The 19,121-nt window shown below is 61.4% G+C and carries 15 protein-coding genes and 1 riboswitch; of the genes, 6 read left to right on the top strand and 9 right to left on the bottom strand.

Annotation, left to right across the window (positions count from 1 at the left end):
* Positions 1 to 39: 39 nt before the first annotated feature.
* The 3 genes from AC3WLP_RS14745 to AC3WLP_RS14755 form a co-directional block, all read right to left on the bottom strand.
* Positions 40 to 2,367 (bottom strand): putative bifunctional diguanylate cyclase/phosphodiesterase, encoded by a 2,328-nt coding sequence (locus tag AC3WLP_RS14745; RefSeq protein WP_014756682.1) that lies wholly within the window; start codon positions 2,365 to 2,367, stop codon positions 40 to 42.
* 81 nt (positions 2,368 to 2,448) lie between these two features.
* Complete coding sequence (locus tag AC3WLP_RS14750) at positions 2,449 to 3,432, bottom strand: SCO family protein (protein ID WP_019751634.1); 984 nt, start codon at positions 3,430 to 3,432, stop codon at positions 2,449 to 2,451.
* A 55-nt stretch (positions 3,433 to 3,487) separates the two neighbouring features.
* Positions 3,488 to 6,883, bottom strand: a complete 3,396-nt coding sequence (locus AC3WLP_RS14755) for an Ig-like domain-containing protein (protein WP_088513195.1) — start codon at positions 6,881 to 6,883, stop codon at positions 3,488 to 3,490.
* A gap of 241 nt (positions 6,884 to 7,124) precedes the next feature.
* Positions 7,125 to 7,239: riboswitch (TPP riboswitch) on the top strand.
* A 78-nt stretch (positions 7,240 to 7,317) separates the two neighbouring features.
* On the opposite strand from AC3WLP_RS14755, the gene AC3WLP_RS14760 reads away from it, so the two are divergent.
* The 5 genes from AC3WLP_RS14760 (at position 7,318) to codA (ending at position 12,581) form a co-directional block, all read left to right on the top strand.
* Positions 7,318 to 7,965, top strand: coding sequence for a TenA family protein (locus tag AC3WLP_RS14760; protein ID WP_004374380.1), 648 nt, complete (start codon positions 7,318 to 7,320; stop codon positions 7,963 to 7,965).
* Positions 7,962 to 8,627 (top strand): thiaminase II, encoded by a 666-nt coding sequence (gene tenA / locus AC3WLP_RS14765; protein ID WP_012052339.1) that lies wholly within the window; start codon positions 7,962 to 7,964, stop codon positions 8,625 to 8,627. Before AC3WLP_RS14760 ends, tenA begins: the two co-directional genes overlap by 4 nt.
* 228 nt (positions 8,628 to 8,855) lie before the next feature.
* A complete protein-coding gene (codB, locus tag AC3WLP_RS14770) occupies positions 8,856 to 10,121 on the top strand; it encodes a cytosine permease (RefSeq protein ID WP_014590990.1) in 1,266 nt (421 codons plus the stop codon).
* Entirely contained in the window at positions 10,118 to 11,335 is a 1,218-nt protein-coding gene (locus AC3WLP_RS14775) for a PucR family transcriptional regulator (RefSeq protein WP_088513194.1), read from the top strand. Before codB ends, AC3WLP_RS14775 begins: the two co-directional genes overlap by 4 nt.
* A gap of 4 nt (positions 11,336 to 11,339) precedes the next feature.
* Entirely contained in the window at positions 11,340 to 12,581 is a 1,242-nt protein-coding gene (gene codA / locus AC3WLP_RS14780) for a cytosine deaminase (RefSeq protein WP_012052336.1), read from the top strand.
* Positions 12,582 to 12,594: 13 nt separating this feature from the next.
* Here the strand turns inward: codA and AC3WLP_RS14785 are convergent, their stop codons facing one another.
* The 4 genes from AC3WLP_RS14785 to AC3WLP_RS14800 all read right to left on the bottom strand — a co-directional run bounded on the left by AC3WLP_RS14785 (position 12,595) and on the right by AC3WLP_RS14800 (position 16,897).
* Positions 12,595 to 13,542, bottom strand: coding sequence for an ornithine cyclodeaminase family protein (locus AC3WLP_RS14785; protein ID WP_014756687.1), 948 nt, complete (start codon positions 13,540 to 13,542; stop codon positions 12,595 to 12,597).
* Positions 13,539 to 14,540 (bottom strand): threonine/serine dehydratase, encoded by a 1,002-nt coding sequence (locus AC3WLP_RS14790; RefSeq protein WP_012052334.1) that lies wholly within the window; start codon positions 14,538 to 14,540, stop codon positions 13,539 to 13,541. The genes AC3WLP_RS14785 and AC3WLP_RS14790 overlap by 4 nt, the downstream gene beginning before the upstream one ends.
* 119 nt (positions 14,541 to 14,659) lie before the next feature.
* Entirely contained in the window at positions 14,660 to 15,265 is a 606-nt protein-coding gene (locus tag AC3WLP_RS14795) for a helix-turn-helix transcriptional regulator (RefSeq protein ID WP_012052333.1), read from the bottom strand.
* Between the two features lie 159 nt (positions 15,266 to 15,424).
* Positions 15,425 to 16,897, bottom strand: a complete 1,473-nt coding sequence (locus AC3WLP_RS14800) for a hypothetical protein (RefSeq protein ID WP_012052332.1) — start codon at positions 16,895 to 16,897, stop codon at positions 15,425 to 15,427.
* Between the two features lie 235 nt (positions 16,898 to 17,132).
* On the opposite strand from AC3WLP_RS14800, the gene AC3WLP_RS14805 reads away from it, so the two are divergent.
* Positions 17,133 to 18,119, top strand: coding sequence for a DNA-binding protein (locus tag AC3WLP_RS14805; protein ID WP_014756691.1), 987 nt, complete (start codon positions 17,133 to 17,135; stop codon positions 18,117 to 18,119).
* A gap of 122 nt (positions 18,120 to 18,241) precedes the next feature.
* Here AC3WLP_RS14805 and AC3WLP_RS14810 read toward each other — a convergent pair whose 3' ends face one another.
* Positions 18,242 to 18,493, bottom strand: a complete 252-nt coding sequence (locus AC3WLP_RS14810) for a hypothetical protein (RefSeq protein ID WP_004374436.1) — start codon at positions 18,491 to 18,493, stop codon at positions 18,242 to 18,244.
* Between the two features lie 8 nt (positions 18,494 to 18,501).
* Positions 18,502 to 19,002: a DUF4142 domain-containing protein gene (locus AC3WLP_RS14815; RefSeq protein WP_088513193.1), complete on the bottom strand. Its 501-nt coding sequence runs from the start codon at positions 19,000 to 19,002 to the stop codon at positions 18,502 to 18,504.
* Between the last annotated feature and the right edge of the window lie 119 nt (positions 19,003 to 19,121).

Here is a 19,121-nt window from a genome sequence, read left to right on the forward strand (position 1 = left end):
TGTCCTTGCCCAACGCCATCGGCAAGCCTGCCGTTGCGCTCAGTACACGCATGCCTTGTCCTCGATACCGTTGAAGGGCGGGTAAACCCACAGCTGTGGCAGCGACAGTGGCCGGCTGAAGTGGTAGCCCTGGGCGATATCGCAGCCGGCAAGCTTCAGGTACACCACCTGCTCACGGGTTTCCACCCCCTCGGCCACCACTTCCAGGCCCAGGCGCTTGGCCAGGATGATGGTGGAGGACACGATAGGGCTGTCGTCATGGCTGTTGGACAGCGCCGCGATCAGCGAACGATCAATCTTCAGCTTGCTCAGGGGCAGTGAATGCAGGTGGGCAAAGCCGGCGTAGCCACGGCCAAAATCGTCCAGACTGATACCCAAACCTGCGCCGCGCAACGTATGCAGGTGCGCCACCGCCATGCCTTCGGGGTCGAGGATGGTGGTTTCGGTAATTTCCAGCTCCAGCTGCTGGGGCGCGATGCCGTGATGCTGCAATTTGCTCAGCAGCCGGTCAGCGAAATCGGCTTGACGCAGCTGCAGGGCGGAGACATTGACTGCCAGCCGTGTCTTGCGGCCTTGGGCATTCCAGCTCGACAAGGCTTCACAGGCCAGCCGCAGCACCTCCCAACCCAGTTCGACAATGAAACCACTGCGCTCGGCCAGGCCGATGAAGCGGTCCGGGTACAACAGGCCGAAATCAGGGTGGTCCCAGCGCACCAGCGCCTCGTAGGCCAGTACCTGGTGGGTGTCCAGGCGCATCTGTGGCTGGTAGTGCAGCACGAACTGGCGTTCGGCCAAGGCACTGCCGAACGCTTGCTCAAGGGTGAAAGCCTGGACATCGGCCAGGTTGAGCGAGGGGTCGAAAAAGCGATACTGCGCGCGTCCTGCCTGCTTGGCCGAGTACATTGCAGCATCGGCACTGCGTATCAGGCTGTCGATGTCCTGGCCATCACGCGGGCAGATACTCACCCCTACGCTGGGGCTGGTGTTGACCTCTTGGCCATCCAGGGCGTACGCGGCCGACAGTTTCTGCACCAGTTCGTGGACCCAGGCGTTGATCTGCTCCTCGCTGCGCTCGCCGGCCAGCAGCACCACGAATTCGTCGCCGCCAAAGCGCGAAGCCTCGTCGCCGGGCTCCAGCAGGCGCTGGATACGCCCGGCCACAGCCTGTAGCAGCAGGTCGCCAATCTTGTGTCCGAGCGAGTCGTTGATCGACTTGAAGCGGTCCATGTCGATGAACAGGATCGCCATCAGTCGGCGCTTGCCACGTTGCCGAGTCAGCGCCTGGCTGGCCACTTCGACGAACTGGCGGCGGTTGTGCAGGCCGCTGAGGTGGTCGGTGGCGGCGGCGTGGCTGCTGCGCCGGTGTTCGTCCTCCAGGCGCACGATCAGTTGCTGATTGACCTGCTGGGCATGTTCGAGCGCGTCGAAGGCCTCCTGGCGCTTGCGCAGCAGGCGCAAGGTCCATAGCAGGCTGGCCAGGATCATCAGGGTCATGCTCAGGTTCAACCAGAACTGCCGGGAATAGGCCAGCGTCGAGGGTGCGAGGATTTCTGCCTGGCGCTGGCTGACCACCACGCTGAAGCCGTGCTCGGGTACATGGCGGTACAAGCTTTGGTAGGCATCACCCGCTACGTATTGGGTCAGCATGCCCGCTTCGGTGTTTAGTGCCGGCAGCGGTGGCTGCAATAGGTCGCCCGCAGTCACCACGCCGCTGTTGTCGAGGCGCAGCCGCTCCAGGCCGTCATCCTGCAGCAGACGCACCAGGCCACTGTTGCCCAGGTCGATAGGCTGGAACAGCACCGCCAGGTAGCCGACGTCCAATTGCACCACCAAAAGGTTGTCGATTTCCCGGCCGGTCGAATTGGTCAACGGCAGCAGGAAGGGCAGGCGCCCAGTGGGCGGGGCAGCGTTTTGGCTGACAGGCTGAATGCTCGGCAGGAAAGGTTTGAAACCGTAGCGGTCAATGTGCCGCAGCAGTTGGTGCAACCAGTCTGCCGGCAACTCGGCGGCCTCATCGGCGTGGCTGGCCGCTAGCAGCCGGCCTTGTCGGTCGTACAGGCTCAAGCGCTTGAACACTGGGTCTGCGGCCAGGCTGGGTACCAGGCTGAAGTTGCCTTGGCGCAGCGCTTTCATGTCGTCCTGGGTAACACGACCCACCGCCTGGGCGCGGTCGACAAGCTGTCGCAGGTTTTCGCCCAGGATGCTGGCCAGGTTCAGGTGCTCGATGGCCTTGGCCGACAGTGCACCCTGTCGGGCGGTGGCTTTCTGCGTGACGTGCAGCCCCCAGAGAAAGGCCAGGGTCGCTGCACAGAGCATCAGGATCAGCAGTCGCAGAAGGCTGGAGGAGGAAAGCGAACGGCGAATCACTGCTGATAGTTCCCGACCCTGGGTAATGCTCGGAAAATACGACAATAAGATGACAGCCTGATGACTGGTGGCCAATAGCCTTTAGGGGATTTCCCTATTAGCCATGGGTGTTTGCAAGCGAGCCGTTTCCTCTTCGAGGTAGCTCATCACTGCGCTGACTTCGGCATCGCCCAAGCGCATGTTGGGCATGGCCAGGCGGTTGTATTGTTCGAACAGCAGCATGGCCAAGGGGTCTTTTTCGGCCAGCATCTGGTCGGGCACCTTGAGCCAGCGGGCCAGCCAGTTGGCGTCACGCTGACGGGTCACGCCCAGCAGGTCGGGGCCGATGCCTGGCTGGCCTGGCTCGGTGTTGCCCACGGTATGGCAGGACGAGCAGCGGGTACGGAATATCTGCTCGCCGCTGCTGGGTGAGCGAATTTGCGGAGCCTGAGCGTAGTCATTGCTCATGGCGCTGGCCTGCTTCCAGTTGTGCAGGCTGTTGCCCAGGCGGTCGGCAAGGATGTACGGGCTTTCGAAAGGTGAGGCTTTCATCCAGCGGCCGGTGGCCTGGTTGCCGATGATGAGGCTCAGGTTGTGGTCTTTTGAGCGGCCGTTTTCCAGGCCATCGATCCACAACCCCAGGCTGCGGCGTAGTTGCTCGATGTCGTCGGGTTCGCCGGTCAGCAAGGTCCAGCCTGGGCCGATGCCGAACTTTTCGGCATAGCGCTTGAGGGTGGCTGGGGTGTCGTTATAGGGGTCGATGCTGATGGAGTAGAGGAAGATGTCTTTGCCGACCCGGTCACCGAGGATTTTCTGTACCTGGCGCAGGCGAGCGGTTTCTACTGGGCAGGAGTCGGAGCAGCCGGTAAAGATGAAGTTGATGGCGACCACCTTGTCCTTGATCAGGTCGTCGAAGAAATGCACTTTTTCGCCGTCCTGAGTGAGCAAGGGGATGTTGGGGAAATAGCTGGCCCCCCAGGGAGAGGCCGCTGCTTCGGCCACCGTTCGTTGGGGTTGCAGCGGCCAGAACGGAATGCTGGCGGCGAACAACGCGAGTACCAGCAGGAAACGCCATGAGCTGGGCATGATGCGGTCCTCGTGGGTTGGCTGATGGGGGCCGCATAGCGGCCCCGCTTTGCACTCACTTGTATGTGACTGGCGCTGTCACCATCTGGCCCAGCGTCGATTTCACCGTGACCGTCGCTGGCGTGGCCGGGCCAAAGCCGGTGGTGGTCACCGCTACCCGCCAACGGGCCCCCGTGGTCGTGGCAGTCAGCGTCGCGTTCCCCAGGCTTACCGGACCACCAGTGGTTGCTGCAGTCACGCTGATGCTGTTGCCCGTGGCGACCGTGGTAGTCCCCTGCACATCCCAGGTGAAACGGTTGCCGCTGCGTACCTGCACCGTGGCACTGGTGACCTTGAGCTCGTCGGCCGCCGCTGCTGCGGTTACGGCGATGCTGACCGTGGCCGGGGTCACCGACTCGGCTCCCTTGGTATCACGCGCCGTGTAATTGAAGCTGGCCGTGAACGGCGTGGCGACCGTAGCGGGTGGGTTGTACGTCACGGTGGTGCCGTCTGTGCTGACGGCTCCCTGGCCGGAGTCTGGCTGGCTGAGGCCGGTGACCGTGAGCGGTACGTTGCCGTCCGGGTCGCTGTCGTTGGCCAGCACGTTCAGGGTGATCGCCTTGCCTGCAGTCGTTGCGGCACTGTCATTGGCCACGACAGGTGGTTTGTTGGCCGGGTCGTCATTGTCGTCATCGATTTTGGTGCGGAACGTTGGCAGGCCTACCGAGGCCATGTAACGCACGCCATCCCATCCTGGCAGCGGGGTGGGCATCACCTGGAACTGCCCCGGGTGTTCAAGGTCCCAGCGCAGCAGCATCGAAGAGTCCTCGTGCTGGGTGTTGTGGCAGTGCTCCATGTAGGTGCCGGCGAACTCGCGGAAGCGGATGGCCATTTCCACCTCTTCGGACGAATCAGGTTCCGACCCGATACGGTACACATCCTTGCGCGCCCATTTTTCCCATTCTGGCGGGGCCTTGCCGTCGCGGCTAAGAATCACGCCTTCCTCGAAGTGCACGTGTACCGGGTGGCTCCAGCCATTGCCGCCGTTGACGATCTTCCACACTTCCAGGGTGCCGTCGCCGCTAAAACCACCGTCGGTGGATTGGTTGGCCAATTGCGGCGAGGCACTGATGCGGCGCGGGTCCATGCTGTAGCCAAAGCCGCCGTCGGTCTTGATGGTCCACGGGGTGGTGTCCGTACCGTCAGAGCGGCCAAAGATGAACTCGCGGTGGCGGGCATCCTTGAGTTTGGCCTGGTCGGCTGCGGCGTCGCGGTCAATGGGCAGGGGCAGCATTTTCAGGCCAGCAGCTTTGCCTGGCTTGGCCGGCTCATAGGCTACCGGGTCCATGCTCAGGTCCTGGCCGGTGTACGGTTGCACCCACAGTTGCAGAAACTTGCCGACAGCCGGGTCGCCGTTGTCCCACTGCGGGCCTTTGCTGGTCTGCTTGATTACCGCCTTGTATTTTTCCGACAGCACGTCGGCCAACGGGATAGCTTGATTCGGACCTTTGCCGGAGTCGTGCTCCATCAGGTTGACGAAGTACAGCTTGTCGCCCGCCTTGATACCGTTCTTGGCGAAGTTGATGATGATGTCGTAGCGCTCGGCAATGGCCTGCAACGGCAAGACGCCGTTGTTGTCTTGCAGGTTGCCGTCACCATTGAGGTCCATCGTGCCGTCGAATGGCACCGCGTGTTCCATGATATTGCCGTCGTTGGCGATCATGTGGAACGGCACCCGCGCATACGACAGGTTGGAGCCGGACGGGCCTTTGAACTCACCACTGGTACCGGCAATCTCCCGCACCACGGCGAACTTGAAGTAGCGCGACACCGAGCCGTTGAGGAGACGGAAGCGGTAACTGCGCGCACGCACCTTGAGCTTGGGCTTGTACTGCCAGTTGACCAGAATCTGGTCAGCGAGGAAGCCGTCCGTGTTGAACGGGTTGAACCACAGCTGGCCATTGGCATCCCAGGCTTTGTCGGCAATCACCAGGTTGACGTCATAGTCACGGTTCCCCCAAGGCATGGCTGACCCGCTTGGGAAGCGCAGGTTGACCCCGTCCTGCAGGGCCTCGTTGCCGCGGTCCAGGGCGCTGTAGTAGTTCATCATCACGGCGTTGCCCTTGTAGACGTTCTGCGCCGTGAAATCCATCATGTGGTCGTGGAACCAGTGGGTACTCATGGTTTCGCGCCAGTCGCCACGAATCTTGATACTGCCGTTCTCGCAGGTTTTCAGGCCCGGTGAACCATCGTTGACGAACAAGGTTTCACCCGGCGAGCAGGGGAAAGCTGCACGCGGGTCCTGGGCACGGGTGTTGATGGTGTCGTAGCCGGCCAGCTGCACCGGCCAGCGGTAGTCGTAGTACTGGCCGGGGAAGAAGTACGCGTTGGCAAAGCCGTCGCTTTCGGCCGGCGAGTGGCCGTTGTGCTCGTGGGTCGAGATGGTATGCAGGCCAAAGCCACCGTTGGCCGAGGGGTCAATCGGCAGGGCGTTGTAATGGCGCATCAGAATTGGCTGGCCGTAGCGCACCATCAGCAGCTTGGGCGGGAAAGTGCCGTCGAAGGTCCAGAGCGATTTGTGGTTTTGCAGCGGCATGTTCGGATGGAAGCGTGTGTCGATGCCCTTGGTGGTGCCCAGCGTGGTCGGAATGTCGGAGGTCTGGTAGTACAGGCCGCCCGGGGCAAATTCGCCGACGGCATAGTTGTGCATTTGCTTGCGGTCGCGCAGACCGAGGTTGATGCGCGCACCGGCCTGGGCGGTCTTGAACGCTGCCTGCGGGTAGAACTCGGTCCAGCGCTGGTGCGACCAGCCTTTTCCTGGTGGCCGGCCTTCAGCGGGCGAGCCGACCGGCTGGCGGTTGAGGAACATCTCGATCTGCGCCTTCCATGGATTGCGGTCCAGCACGTTGGCGTACTGGGTCGGGAACGGGTACAGGCCGGGTTGCTTGAGAAACGCTTCCAAAGCGCTGCCACTGGGTCCGCTGCGTGCCACCACGTTGGGGTCTTGCGCGGGGGCCGCGCCGAGGGTCGGTACCGGGAAGGTCAGATCGGGCGCCGGCGTGGTCGGGTCGAGCTTCTCTGGCCCGAATTCTTCGAACAGCAACAGTTGCTGGGTGAAAGGTTGTGCACCGAACAACGGGCTGGGTTTGCCGTTGGTAGGGTACTTGTCCGATGTTTGCAGGGCCGGCGGCAGCACGTTGTCGGTGCCTACCGTGTTGCGGTCGCCATACGCGCCATCGGTCAGCTCCAGCGAGCCTTCGTTGGCCTCCGGCATGGTGTTCAGCTCAAGCAAGGCAGCGGTCGGGTCATCCGGCTGGTCGGTGTAGGCCGAAGGGTCGGTCGGCGGTGGCATGCTGTTGTCGTCGAGGGGGGCTGCCATGGCCGTGATCAACCCGAGGCTGATCATCAGTGCCGTGACGGAGGACAGATGGAACACGCGTCTGGACGCGTGACTCGCAGCAGGTGTTTTCATTGGCTTAAGCCTCTTTTGCGGCCTTAGGGCCTTAAGCCATCAATGGCGTTTTGCCCGTTAAATGGCCATCAGCAACAGCTATGCCAATAGATATTTCAGTAATGCTTTGACATACATAACCTTGCAGCGACTGGCGTGCACTCAAAGATGGCGCGTCAAGAATGGGGACAGATACCCATTAGCGGGTCACCATTGCCCACAGTTTGGGGCGTGACAGCCGCGGCGCCCTCGGGTATACCTGAGCGCTACCAAGGGGAGCCCGGCAATGGGCTGAGAAACCGCTGAACGCTGCAGCGCGGTGACCCTTCGAACCTGATCCGGATCATGCCGGCGAAGGGATGGGGCTTGTAACCTGCCTTTTTGCCGGCCTCACTGCGAGGCCAGTCCATGCCAACTTTCAAGGTCTCGCTGTCACCCTCATCAAGGACAGCAACATGACCGAACGTTTCAGCCAGTCCCTGCGCCGCCAGAGCGAGCCGACCTGGTCGGCGGCCGTTGGCCACCGTTTCGTGACCCGATTGTGCGACGGCAGCCTGCCGGACCCGATCATGGTCGACTACCTGGTCCAGGACCACCGTTTCCTCGACAGCTTCGTGACCCTGCTAGGCGCGGCCATCGCCACCGCTGACACGTTTGAAGCCCGCCTGCGCTTCGGCCGCTTTGCCGGGATGATCTGCAGTGACGAGAACACCTACTTCCTGCGTGCCTTCGAGGCCTTGGGTGTCAGCCCGGCGCAACGCAGTGAACCGGCCGATACCGCGCCTACCGCAGGTTTCAAGGCGATCATGCGCGAAGCGGCAGCCACCCGTTCCTACGCAGCGGCACTGGCGGTGCTGAACGTTGCCGAAGGCCTGTACCTGGACTGGGCGCTCAAGGCGCCGAAACCGATGCCGGACAACTTCGTCCATGCCGAGTGGATTACCCTGCATGACAACCCGGCATTCCAGGCATTCGTCGCTTTCCTGCAGGCCGAACTGGACCGCGTCGGCCCGCAGGAGGCCGCATTGGCAAGTGACTTCTACCAGCGCACCGTGGCGCTGGAGCTGGCTTTCTTCGATGCAGTGTACCCGGAGGGCAAATGAGCATGGATATCTTCGAGCGCCTCAAGACAGCTGCCTCGCCACAATGGAACCGCTACGTAGACCATGACTTCGTGCGTCAAATGGGCGAGGGCACGCTAAGCGAGGAAGCGTTCCGGACCTACCTTGTGCAGGATTACCTGTTCCTGATCCAGTTCGCCCGCGCCTGGGCGTTGGCTGCCTACAAAAGCCGCCGCCCGGCCGACATTCGCGCGGCGCAGGCCGGGCTGGCGGCGATCCTGGATGAAACCGAGCTGCACTTGCGCCTGTGCGCGCGCTGGGGCTTGACCCAGGCAGACATCGAGGCCGCACCAGAGCATCAGGCCACGGTGGCATACACCCGTTATGTGCTGGACTGCGGCGCAGCCGGCGACCTGCTGGAGCTGCACGTGGCACTGGCACCTTGCGTGATCGGCTATGCCGAAATCGGCCGGACCCTGGCCGAGCGTATTGGCGACTTGAGCAATCACCCCTACCGCGAGTGGATTGGCGAGTATGCCGGGGAGGGCTACCAAGGGGTGGCCGCAGCAGCGCGCAAGCACCTGGATGAACTGGCGGCGCGCAGCATGACCGAGCAGCGGTTCGCCGAACTGGCAGGGATTTTTGGCCAGGCCTCCAGCCTGGAGGCTGATTTCTGGCAAATGGGGTTGGACGGGACCGTGTAAACCGCCGTGGGCTGGGTGATTACTACCCAGCCCAGGCCCGCTTTGGTGCATGAGCGCCTCAAAATAAGTCGTCACGCACACTCCAGATCGTCAAATCGCAGCTTTAATGTGCACAGTGCATAGGGAATTCTGGGCGAGCAGCCCGATTTCTTCCGGGTGGCGGCGCAGGAAAAAGCGGCCCGCATATTGCTCTTTCCGCTCCCAACTACTCACCCGGAGCCCCGTGCAATGAGCTCACCCAGCGAATTTCCGCTCAGCGAAGCCCCCCAGTCCGCCCGCAAGGGCCTGCTGCCGATCGCGATGGTCTTGTTCAGCTTCACCTTCTTTACCGGCACGATGTTCGCCGGCGGCAAGCTGGGCATGGCATTCAGTTTTGTCGACATGCTGTGGGTGGCTACCCTCGGCAACAGTTTGCTTGCCTTGTATGCCGCAGTGCTGGCCTTCATCGCCTCACGCAGCGGGCTGAATACCGTGTTGATGGGACGCTTCTGTTTCGGTGAAGCGGGGAGCCGGCTCTCGGACTTTCTGCTGGGTTTTGCCGAACTGGGCTGGTATGCCTGGGGTACGGCCACGGTGGCCATCGTGCTGGTCAAGCTGCTGGGGCTGGCGGATGGCTTCGGCATGCCGTTGATGGTGCTGTTCGGGCTGGGTTTCAGCATTACGGCCATCATTGGGTTCAAGGGGCTGGACCTGTTGTCGCGGGTGTCGGTGCCATTGATGTTCGTGCTGCTGTTGGTGTCCATGTACATCGCCACCCGCGATGCCGGTGGCTTTGCCGGCCTGGCTGCAGTCGTCCCGCATGAAACCATGACCTTTTCGGCGGCAGTGACCATGGTCTTCGGCACCTTCGCCAGTGGCGCCACCCAAGCCACCAACTGGACACGGCTGGCACGCAGTGGCCGGGTAGCGGTGATCGCCAGCGTGGTGGCATTCCTCCTTGGCAACGGCCTGATGGTGGTGGCCGGGGCGTGGTGCGCGATGGTTTACCAGCAGGCCGATATCGTCGACGTGATGATGCTGCAGGGCCTGTCGTTCGCGGCCGTGGTGATGCTGTGCCTGAACCTGTGGACCATTCAGGGTCCGACCATCTACAACGTGTCGGCCGCCGCCTGCCACTTGTTGCGCAGCGAGCGCCGGCGCACGGCAACGCTGGTGGCGGCCGGGGTTGGCATTGTGCTGGCGATGGGTGGCATGTACGAAATGCTGATCCCGTTCCTGGTGCTGCTGGGGTCGATCATTCCGCCGGTGGGTGGGGTGATCATGGCTGATTTCTGGTACCGCCACCGCGGCAAATACCCGGCACTGGGTACGGCAAACCTGCCACGCTACAACCTCACCGGGCTGTTTGCCTATGCCGTGGGCGCAGTACTGGCCTATGCCTCACCGTGGGTCGCGCCGCTGGTGGGCATCGCCGCCTCGGCAGTGTGCTACATCGTCATTCTAGAGCTGGGCGCACGCCGCCGGGCGCCCGGCCAGGCAGGCGTCGAGCCATGAGCCTGGCGCTGGACGAGCTCCTGCATTTGCCCGGTCTGCACGAAATGCAGGTGCGGGCCGGCGCGCGCAACCTGCAGCGGCGGGTACGCTGGCCTTACGTGGCGGAGAACGAGGGTATCGCCGAATGGGTGATGGGCGGTGAACTGGTATTCGTCACCGGCATCAATCACCCGCGCGGCGAAGCCAACCTGCTGAGCCTGGTGGAGGATGGCGACGCCGTGGGCATTGCCGGCATGGTGATTCTCACCGGCGGCAGTTTCATCCAGAGCATCCCGGCGCCCGTTATCGCGCGCGCCGAGCTACTGGGCTTGCCGCTGATCGAACAGCCCTACGCGCTGAAGATGGTGGTGGTCACCCACCTGATCGGCACTGCACTGGTACAGATGAGTCAGGCGCGCCGCTCGCGTAACGACATCCTTGGGCAACTGCTCACAGGCGACTACCCGAGCCTGGCGATTGCCCGGCAGCGGGCAGCACACCTGCAACTGGCCCTGGATAAACCGCGGCGCCTGCTGGCGTTGCGCCTGACGGGCGTGGACGCCTTGTTCGAGCGCCAAGGGCTGGCCCACGGCGAGCGTACCTGGCAAGCCACCCGGCAGGCCCTGGAAGACCAGCTCGAAGCCTGGTGCCGTCAGCGGCCCGGCAGTGTGACGGCGCAGTTGCCGGGCGACCTGTTCGTGGTGCTGCTGGCCGATACACAGGACTTACCCGAGACGTTGGGCGCACTGTACCGGCAGTTGCAAGCCGCGACTGATGAACTGGGCCTTTACATGGGCCTGTCGAGCCTCGCTGACGATTGCGCGCACTATCGCCAGGCCCTCAACGAGGCACGCCAGGCGCTGGATGTGGCGCAGCACCTGCGCCCGGCCAACGGCTATTGCAACTTCAGCGAGCTCGGCGTATTGCGCCTGCTGCAAGGTATTGTCGACCGCTCGCTGGTCGACGATTTCGTCAGCCGCACCCTCGGCCCGCTGATCGCCCCTGGGCGCAAACACGCCCATGCTTTGGTGCATACCCTCGACGCCTTGCTCATGGAAAATGGCAACGGGCTCAAGGCCGCACAGCGTCTGGGGCTGCACCGCAACACGATCAATCAGCGCATCCAGCGCATCGAACAACTGAGCGGGCAGTCGCTGGACGACCCGCTTTTTCGCATGAATGCTTCGGTCGCCATGCTGGTATGGCGCATGAGCGAAGCCCACGGCAAGGAGTAACAGCATGAACATTATCAACGCACGCCTGCGCGGCAAGCCTGGCCTTTTCCGCGTCGAACTGAACGGCGAGCGCATTGCCGCCATCGTGCCCCAGACCGACGGCGTGGCGCCCGCTACGGTCAATGACCTGGACGCCGGGCAAAACCTGGTGGTCGCGCCCTTTGTCGAGCCGCACATTCATCTTGATGCCACGCTGACCGCGGGTGAGCCGAAGTGGAACATGAGCGGCACGTTGTTCGAAGGCATTGAGCGCTGGTCGGAGCGCAAGGAAATCACCACCCACGACGACATCAAGACCCGTGCGAAAAAAACCATCGGCATGCTGGTGGACCACGGTATCCAGCATGTGCGCACCCATGTCGATGTGACCGACCCAAAACTCACCGCGCTCAAGGCCATGGTCGAGGTACGTGACGAGGTGCGTGAGCTGATCGACCTGCAGATTGTCGCCTTCCCGCAGGAGGGCATCGAGTCGTACGCCAACGGCCGGGCGCTGATGACTGAAGCCGTGGCGATTGGCGCCGACGTCGTCGGCGGCATTCCGCATTTCGAAAATACCCGCGACCAGGGGGTATCGTCGGTGAAGTTCCTGATGGACCTGGCCGAGCGTACCGGCTGTCTGGTAGACGTGCACTGCGACGAGACTGACGACCCGCAATCACGTTTCCTCGAAGTGTTGGCCGAAGAAGCACGGGTACGCGGCATGGGGCCCCGGGTCACGGCCAGCCACACCGTGGCCATGGGCTCGTATGACAATGCGTATTGCTACAAGCTGTTCCGCCTGCTCAAGCTGTCGGGCATCAACTTTGTGTCATGCCCGACCGAGAGCATTCACCTGCAAGGGCGCTTTGACAACTACCCGAAACGTCGTGGCGTTACCCGCGTGGCCGAGATCGACCGCGCCGGCATGAACGTGTGCTTCGGCCAGGACTCCATCGTCGACCCGTGGTACCCACTGGGCAATGGCAATATCCTGCGCATTCTCGAAGCCGGCCTGCATATCTGTCACATGCTCGGCTATGAAGACCTGCAGCGCTGCCTGGACCTGATTACCGACAACAGCGCCCGCACCCTGAACCTGGGCGAGCGCTATGGCATAGAGGTAGGGCGGCCGGCGAACCTGTTGCTGCTGTCGGCGCCGGATGATTACGAGATGGTGCGCAGCCAGGGGCACGCATTGGTATCGGTACGCAATGGCAAGGTGCTGATGCAGCGCACGCCAGCGCAGGTGCAACGTTTGCGCTGACGCTGTTGTCGCCTCAGGTGCACAGGGCTGCCAAGGCGTAGCTTGCGATTTGTGCATCCTGCACTGCCACACCGGTCAGGTCCGCCAAGGTAATCTGGCCGTCGTGCTCACGCCCCTTGGCGCGGCCAGCCAGCAGCGTACCCAGCTCGATCAGCTGGTGAGCGTTGATCTGGCCACTGCCGAGGGCATGGGCCACTTCGCCGTACTGGCTGCACTGGGCGATGGCGTCGACGATGATACGGTCTGCCCTGGCCACCAGTGCCGGGTCCAGTTCCTGCTTGCCGGGCGCATCGGCACCGACGGCGGTGATATGCGTACCCGGCTGGACCCAATCACTGTGCAACAGCGCCTGGCGAGAAGGGGTGGTGCAGACGATCAGGTTTGCAGCGCCCGCAACCTCGGCAGCATCCTGCGTGCTGTGCACCCCGAAGCCCAGTTCGCGGGCAAATGCGGTATAGGCCGCAAGCCCGCGTTCATGCCGGCCCCAGAGAATGACCTGGCGGCAATCGGTCACCGCGCGAAGCTGCTCAAGCTGCATCTGCGCCTGCATGCCGGTGCCGAGGATACCAATGGCCTTGACCTGGGCCGGCGCCAGCAGCCGGGCGGCGATACGCCCGGCCAACGCGGTGCGCATGGCAGTCAGCCAGCCTTGGTCCTGCAGCAGTGCCAGCGGCTGACCGGTGTGTGCAGACAACACAAGCATCAGGCCGTCATTGCTCGGCAGGCCCTTGGACGGGTTGTCGTAGAAGCCTGTCGAAAGCTTTACGGTGAAGGTCGGGCTGCCTTCGATGTAGGCCGACTTCACGCAACAGTCACCGTTCGCGCCCTTGAATGCGAAGCCCTGCACGGGCGGCACCTGCACCTTGCCTTCGGAATAGGCGATGAAGCCTTCCTCCAGTTGGCTGACCGCGAGCTCGGGGTTGAAGCGGGCGATGATCTGCGCCTTGCTGAAAACCCTCATTGAACGGCCTCGAGGAACTTTTCCAGCAGGATGTTACGGCCACACAGGATCACCGCGACACGCTTGCCCTGATAGCGTTCGGCGAGCTTCTGCATGCCGGCGACCGCAACCGCTGCAGCGCCTTCGATGATCCAGCGCTCACTGTTGGCGATATCGCGCATGGCGCAGCGGATTTCGTCCTCGCTGACCAGCACGGTATCGGTGAGCAGCGCCTGGCAAAGCGGGAAGGTGATGGAGCCTGGCTCGACGCCGCCAGCCGTGCCGTCCGACAGCGTTTCGCAGGCATCCAATTCGATGATTTCACCAGCCTTGAGTGATTGCTGCAGCGTTGGGTCATTTGCCGGCCAGCAGCCGATGATCTCAGTACCCGGCTTGAGGACGCGCAGGGCGGCGCCGATGCCGGAAATCATCCCGCCACCGCCCACGGCAACGAACACCGCGTCCAGGTCTGGCGCCTGCTCGAACAACTCCATGCCTATGGTGCCCTGGCCGGCAATGACTTGCAGGTCGTTGTAGGGGGACACGAAGGGTACGCCGTGGGCCTTGGCTTGCCTGGCGGCTTCCAGCTCTGCACTCAGCGGGTCGGTGGGCAGGCAGACCACTTCGGCGCCCAGCGCGCGCATTGCCTCTGTTTTGTATGCCGATGCGCCGGTGGTGGTGTAGACCTTCACTGGCACGCCAGCCATCTTGCCGGCCAGGGCCAGTGCCTGCCCATGGTTACCGGAAGAGGCAGCTATCACCCCCTGCTTGCGCGCCTCGGCCGGCAGCAGGCGCATCTTGTTGCTGGCACCGCGAAACTTGAATGAACCGGTGTGCTGCAGGTGTTCGCATTTGAGCAGCACTTCACAGCCGGTCAGTGCCGACAAACGGGGGCTGCGAGTCAGCGGTGTGATGCTGACGACAGGGCGAAGCGCGCTGTGGGCTTCTTTTATGGACGCAAATAGTGCGTCGAGGTATCGGGTATCGACAATGGTCGGTGAAACAGTAGCGACTGGCATGCTGCGCTCCTTGTGGAATATTTGTCTACAGTAGAATATCCATCCATTCACCGCAAGTGGGCGAGCGCAAGCGCTGGCAACACCCTGACAGGCTCCCAGTTCGGCCAAGCGGAGGGGAGTTAGCCCTTGAGCTCTTTCAGGTACTTGTACACGGTGGCCCGCCCCATGCTCAGAACGTTGGCGACATAGTCAGCACCACTTCGCCCTTCGAACGCGCCTTCAGCGTACAGCGCCTGCACCAGGCTGCGCTTGTCTTTCATCTGTAGCGTCTGCAGCGATAAGCCGCGCGCTTGCAGCCAGGCATGCAGAAACGTGTTGATGCGTTCCTGCCAGTCGTTGCGGAACAGCGAGTCAGGTTGCGGTACCAGCCGGCTCATCTGGAAGAACGCATCGAGTGCCACGCGGGCTTGCTCCAGTACTGACACGTTCAGATTGATGCACATCAGGTATTCGGGGTCGCCCTGCGAGTCGCGCAGTACGGTACTGATGGAGCGGATCTTCTGGCCGTTCCAGTTGAGCTTCTCGTAAGGGCCAAGGTTGGCACCGGCAAGCACATCGTCCAGTTCGTGATCGATCGCCGAATCATCGCCCAGCTTGCGCCGGGAGAAGTTGTTGGCGATGTGCACGACCGTCTGGCTGTGCAGCTCATGGACGATGACTTCAGCGTGCGGATACAGCAGCAGGGCGATGCTGTCGGCGATTGCCTTGTAGTTTTCCAGGGTCATTTTCTGTCGGTGATCGGTGCTGGACTTCCATGGTGGCGGCAAAGCGTTACCGACACAAGGTGGCGAGCCTGCAGCTTCCGTTGCCGGTCACCACTTCAGCAATGCCGGTTTCGGTGGCTGCATCGACGGAATCATCGGAGTGTGGGTATGGCGCTGACTTCAACCATTGATGAGTTGTAGCACTTTAGCGGGCTCGAGTATCGGCAGCGGCAAAACGACCGACGCCCAATAATAATAATGATCGTCCTCAATATCTCTCGCCAGCCAGACGGTAAAAGGGCTAGGTTGGTCAGCGGCAGGGGTGAAAACGCCACTTTTATCGATATTGCCATTTCCTGTGATTCTGACCCATTGGGTATTTTCCGCACTGACTTCAATCGGTTCATCGTGTTCGAAACTTGAGTAGAACAGGGTGAGTTTGACTTTTCCTGAAGAAAGGGATGCTTTAAAAAAGTGGGTCTCCCCGAACAAGGGTGTCAAGAACGTCGACGTCGCGTATTGACTGCCAACTTGGGCCTTGATTACATCGGCGACCAATGGGTATTCAGGCACTGTCGCCGACAACGCTGCGGGGACATTGGTTTTGTTGTTTACCTCAAGTATGACAGCAGGGTCAAGAGGGGCGGGCGGGTAGTAAAACCAGCTTCCGCTCTCTTGTTTCAGCTCACCCAGTGCCTCACCGTCAAAGGTGAATTGGCTATTGGGGGTTGCAGGCTCCAACGTGAGCGCCTGCTTTTCAGCACCCGCATACACTTCCTTCAGTAGTGGGTAGATTGACGCAGGCACTGCAGGTTCAGAGGCGCTATCTGTAGCCTCGAACGCGCTATTCAGCGCGAATTCGGCAGAATAAGCACCGCTCGCTGGATAGTAGGCGCCATTCATGAAATCTATCATTTCCTTCGGCGCGAACAATGACACAGCCGTGTCCCTGTCTCGGGGTGGGTGACCCTGCTTCAGCTCGGGGAAGGCGGTGTCCTGATAGATAATCCCAAACCCCACAGGTCCGGTTAGTCGTTCGCCGTTAACGCTCAAGGTGTCCGGGCTTGAGGGCGTCGAGGGCGCTGGAACCTGGAACAGCATGAGGGGATCGCCGTCTGTGAACTGGCCGATGGTATCGCCCAATAGTATCCCGGTGGGTGGCACGGCAGAGGGTAGCTTAATACCGCGCTCTTGTATGAGGTCGTCCACCATTTCTTTAGGGTAACCACTGCCGTTATGGTGAATTGTAGCCCCAGCGGGTAGCCTGAGCGTAAGGCTTCCTTCATTGTCGATTGTATACTTGAGTGGCGCTGACAAGGTCATCATCACGACAACGTCGGCGTCAGAATACCAAGCCTGATTGATTTCATAAATGCGCTGGGTGATGGTGCCTGAGCGTATTCTTGTGCGAAACCCCATGTACCTCAAAACGCGCTGAACGACCAGTAACTGGTTCTCGCCGAAGCGCATGAAGGCGGTGCCTAGATCGAGCGCCCCAAACTTGTAAACGCCGAAGTCTGCCTCCTCGTCATAGATGATTTTTTCGCTAAGGGTGTTGCGTTTGCGTGACGCATGGTGGTCCCAGTACTCGTTTAAATCTGGTTTGGACAATATCGTCATGATCGAGGGTTGACTCAGGTCTCTGGGGGGCATCGCGATTCACCAATGCTGGGGACTTGTAGGCGATTAACCTCCGAAAGTGGATTGCAGTAAACTGTTAGAAATGACAGTTGACCTGGGGGCATATTTGCGACCAATGCACCAGGCGCGCACATGCAAAAAGGTGATTATGAGGCGGTAGGAATTATTTGCAGGTGCCATGCGTTATCTCCATAATTGGCATGTCATTACGTGGTACATAACATAGTACGAATTTTTAGGAGCACGCATGGCCCGGGGCGGTATCAACAAGGTGGTAGTGCAGCAAGCGCGTCAGGCGCTGATTGCCCGGGGCGAGAACCCCAGCATTGATGCCATACGTATCGAATTGGGCAATACCGGTTCCAAAACCACGATTCACCGCTACCTGAAGGAACTGAACGGCCAGCAGCCGATGGCTTCCGAAGGGGGCGCCGCGCTGAGCGATGTGCTGAGCCGCCTGGTTGGGCAATTGGCAACCCAGCTGCAGGACGAGGCCGACCTGAAGATCGAGCAGGCCGAGAGCACCTTCACGCAACAGCGCGAGACGCTTGAGGCGCAGCTGGAAATCGCCCAGCAGGCACTGGCTGCAGCGCACCAGCAACACAAGATCGATGCAGCGGCATTGGCTGCAGAGACCGAAAAACTGTTGTCCACGCAAAGCACGCTGCAAGCTGAACAGCTGCGCAGTGCCAGCCTCAACCAGTCGCTGGGTGAGTTGCAGGTGCGCCTGGCTGACAAGGACGAGCAGGTCAGATCGTTGGAAGACAAGCACCGCCATGCCCGCGACGCCTTGGAGCACTACCGCAATGCCAGCGGTGAACAGCGTGAGCAGGAACAGCGCCGCCACGAAGCGCAGTTGCAGCAGATGCAGGTGGAATTACGCCAGTTGCAGCAGGGCATGATCATCAAGCAGGACGAGCTTACCCGCTTGCACCGTGACAATGAGCGTTTGCTGGGAGAGCATCGTCAGGCGGCCAGTGAATGCCGGGCGCAGGATGAGTTGCTGGAACAACGCGATGCGCAGATCCAGGGCCTGCGCACGATCCTGGCCCAGGCACAAGGCGCCAGCGAAGAGATGCGCCGGCAGCTGGATGTGCAAGCCCAGAACCTTGAAACCAGGCGCGACGTGTGCGCCGAGCAGGCGCGGCAGTTGCAGTGGCTTGAGGAACAATTGAAGGCACGCGACGAGGCGCTGGCGCAGTGTCGCGCGCAGTTGGCCCCGGTCGCAGATTAATCAGACGTTTCCTGGCGGGTGGTTTCTTCCCTGTCTTTCCTGATTGCTGGCCTTTATCGCCGGCAAGCCATGTGCTATCCCTTGGGAGCGGGCTTGCCGGCGACGGCCACAACAGGCAACGGTCAGCCTTCGGCGCGCCTGGCGGCCTCTACGCCTGCTGCCGACAGCTTGATCGGGTAGTGCACGCTGATCTGGTGATCACTGCTTACCGCCACGCTACCGTCGTGAATCAAACCGGCTTCCTGCAATGTCTTGAGCATGCCGGCCACCGCCTTTTCGCCGCGGTAGTTGTCCAGCACTTCCTTGCCTAGCCCTTCGGGGTGCGCATGCAGCAGACGGGTAAGTACTTCGGTCTTCAATGCATCGTTACTCATGTGGGGCCTCACTTGCCGTGCTTGGACTGAAGTGCCTTGGCATGCTCCAGGTGCTGTTCGAGTTTGGGCAACGTTTCGCTGGCAAAGGCCTTCAGTTCAGCCTTGTCGGACGATGCAGCCTCCTTCTTGAACAGTTCCACCGCTTTTTCGTGAGCGTCTACCTGGTTGTTGAGGTACGACTTGTCGAAGGACTCATCGCGCCATTCCAGGATCATTTTCTTGACCTTGTCGGTCATGGCGGCCTCATCCGGCACGGAAATGTCCAGCTTGCGGGCAATGTCGCCGAGTTTCTGGTTGGCCTGGGTGTGGTCGGTGACCATTTGCTGGGCAAATGCCTTGATCTCGGCGTTCTGGCTTTTCTCCTGAGCCAGATTGCCGGTCACCACTTCGGCAATGCCGGCCTCGGTGGCCGCTTCGACGAAATCATCGGAAGTCGCGGCCATTGCGTGCACCGATGCGAGGCCCAGCACCATGGAAAAACCGATGCGTCTGATGAAGAGGCTATTCATGCTTCACTCCTTTTAACCGTGGCGCGACCTCAGTGTCGCGTACGGTTGAGGGTGAAGGCATGGCAAAGGTTTAATCTTTTTTGCCGCCGGGTCCGATATTCGACGCTGAACTATAGTGA

This window comes from Pseudomonas sp. FW305-E2 (assembly GCF_058782925.1).

Coding starts and splice junctions, on each gene's coding strand:
- AC3WLP_RS14750 (WP_019751634.1), bottom strand. CDS start 3,432: ATGCCCAGCTCATGGCGTTTCCTGCTGGTACTCGCGTTGTTCGCCGCC.
- AC3WLP_RS14755 (WP_088513195.1), bottom strand. CDS start 6,883: ATGAAAACACCTGCTGCGAGTCACGCGTCCAGACGCGTGTTCCATCTG.
- AC3WLP_RS14760 (WP_004374380.1), top strand. CDS start 7,318: ATGACCGAACGTTTCAGCCAGTCCCTGCGCCGCCAGAGCGAGCCGACC.
- tenA (WP_012052339.1), top strand. CDS start 7,962: ATGAGCATGGATATCTTCGAGCGCCTCAAGACAGCTGCCTCGCCACAA.
- codB (WP_014590990.1), top strand. CDS start 8,856: ATGAGCTCACCCAGCGAATTTCCGCTCAGCGAAGCCCCCCAGTCCGCC.
- AC3WLP_RS14775 (WP_088513194.1), top strand. CDS start 10,118: ATGAGCCTGGCGCTGGACGAGCTCCTGCATTTGCCCGGTCTGCACGAA.
- codA (WP_012052336.1), top strand. CDS start 11,340: ATGAACATTATCAACGCACGCCTGCGCGGCAAGCCTGGCCTTTTCCGC.
- AC3WLP_RS14785 (WP_014756687.1), bottom strand. CDS start 13,542: ATGAGGGTTTTCAGCAAGGCGCAGATCATCGCCCGCTTCAACCCCGAG.
- AC3WLP_RS14790 (WP_012052334.1), bottom strand. CDS start 14,540: ATGCCAGTCGCTACTGTTTCACCGACCATTGTCGATACCCGATACCTC.
- AC3WLP_RS14795 (WP_012052333.1), bottom strand. CDS start 15,265: ATGACCCTGGAAAACTACAAGGCAATCGCCGACAGCATCGCCCTGCTG.
- AC3WLP_RS14800 (WP_012052332.1), bottom strand. CDS start 16,897: ATGCCCCCCAGAGACCTGAGTCAACCCTCGATCATGACGATATTGTCC.
- AC3WLP_RS14805 (WP_014756691.1), top strand. CDS start 17,133: ATGGCCCGGGGCGGTATCAACAAGGTGGTAGTGCAGCAAGCGCGTCAG.
- AC3WLP_RS14810 (WP_004374436.1), bottom strand. CDS start 18,493: ATGAGTAACGATGCATTGAAGACCGAAGTACTTACCCGTCTGCTGCAT.
- AC3WLP_RS14815 (WP_088513193.1), bottom strand. CDS start 19,002: ATGAATAGCCTCTTCATCAGACGCATCGGTTTTTCCATGGTGCTGGGC.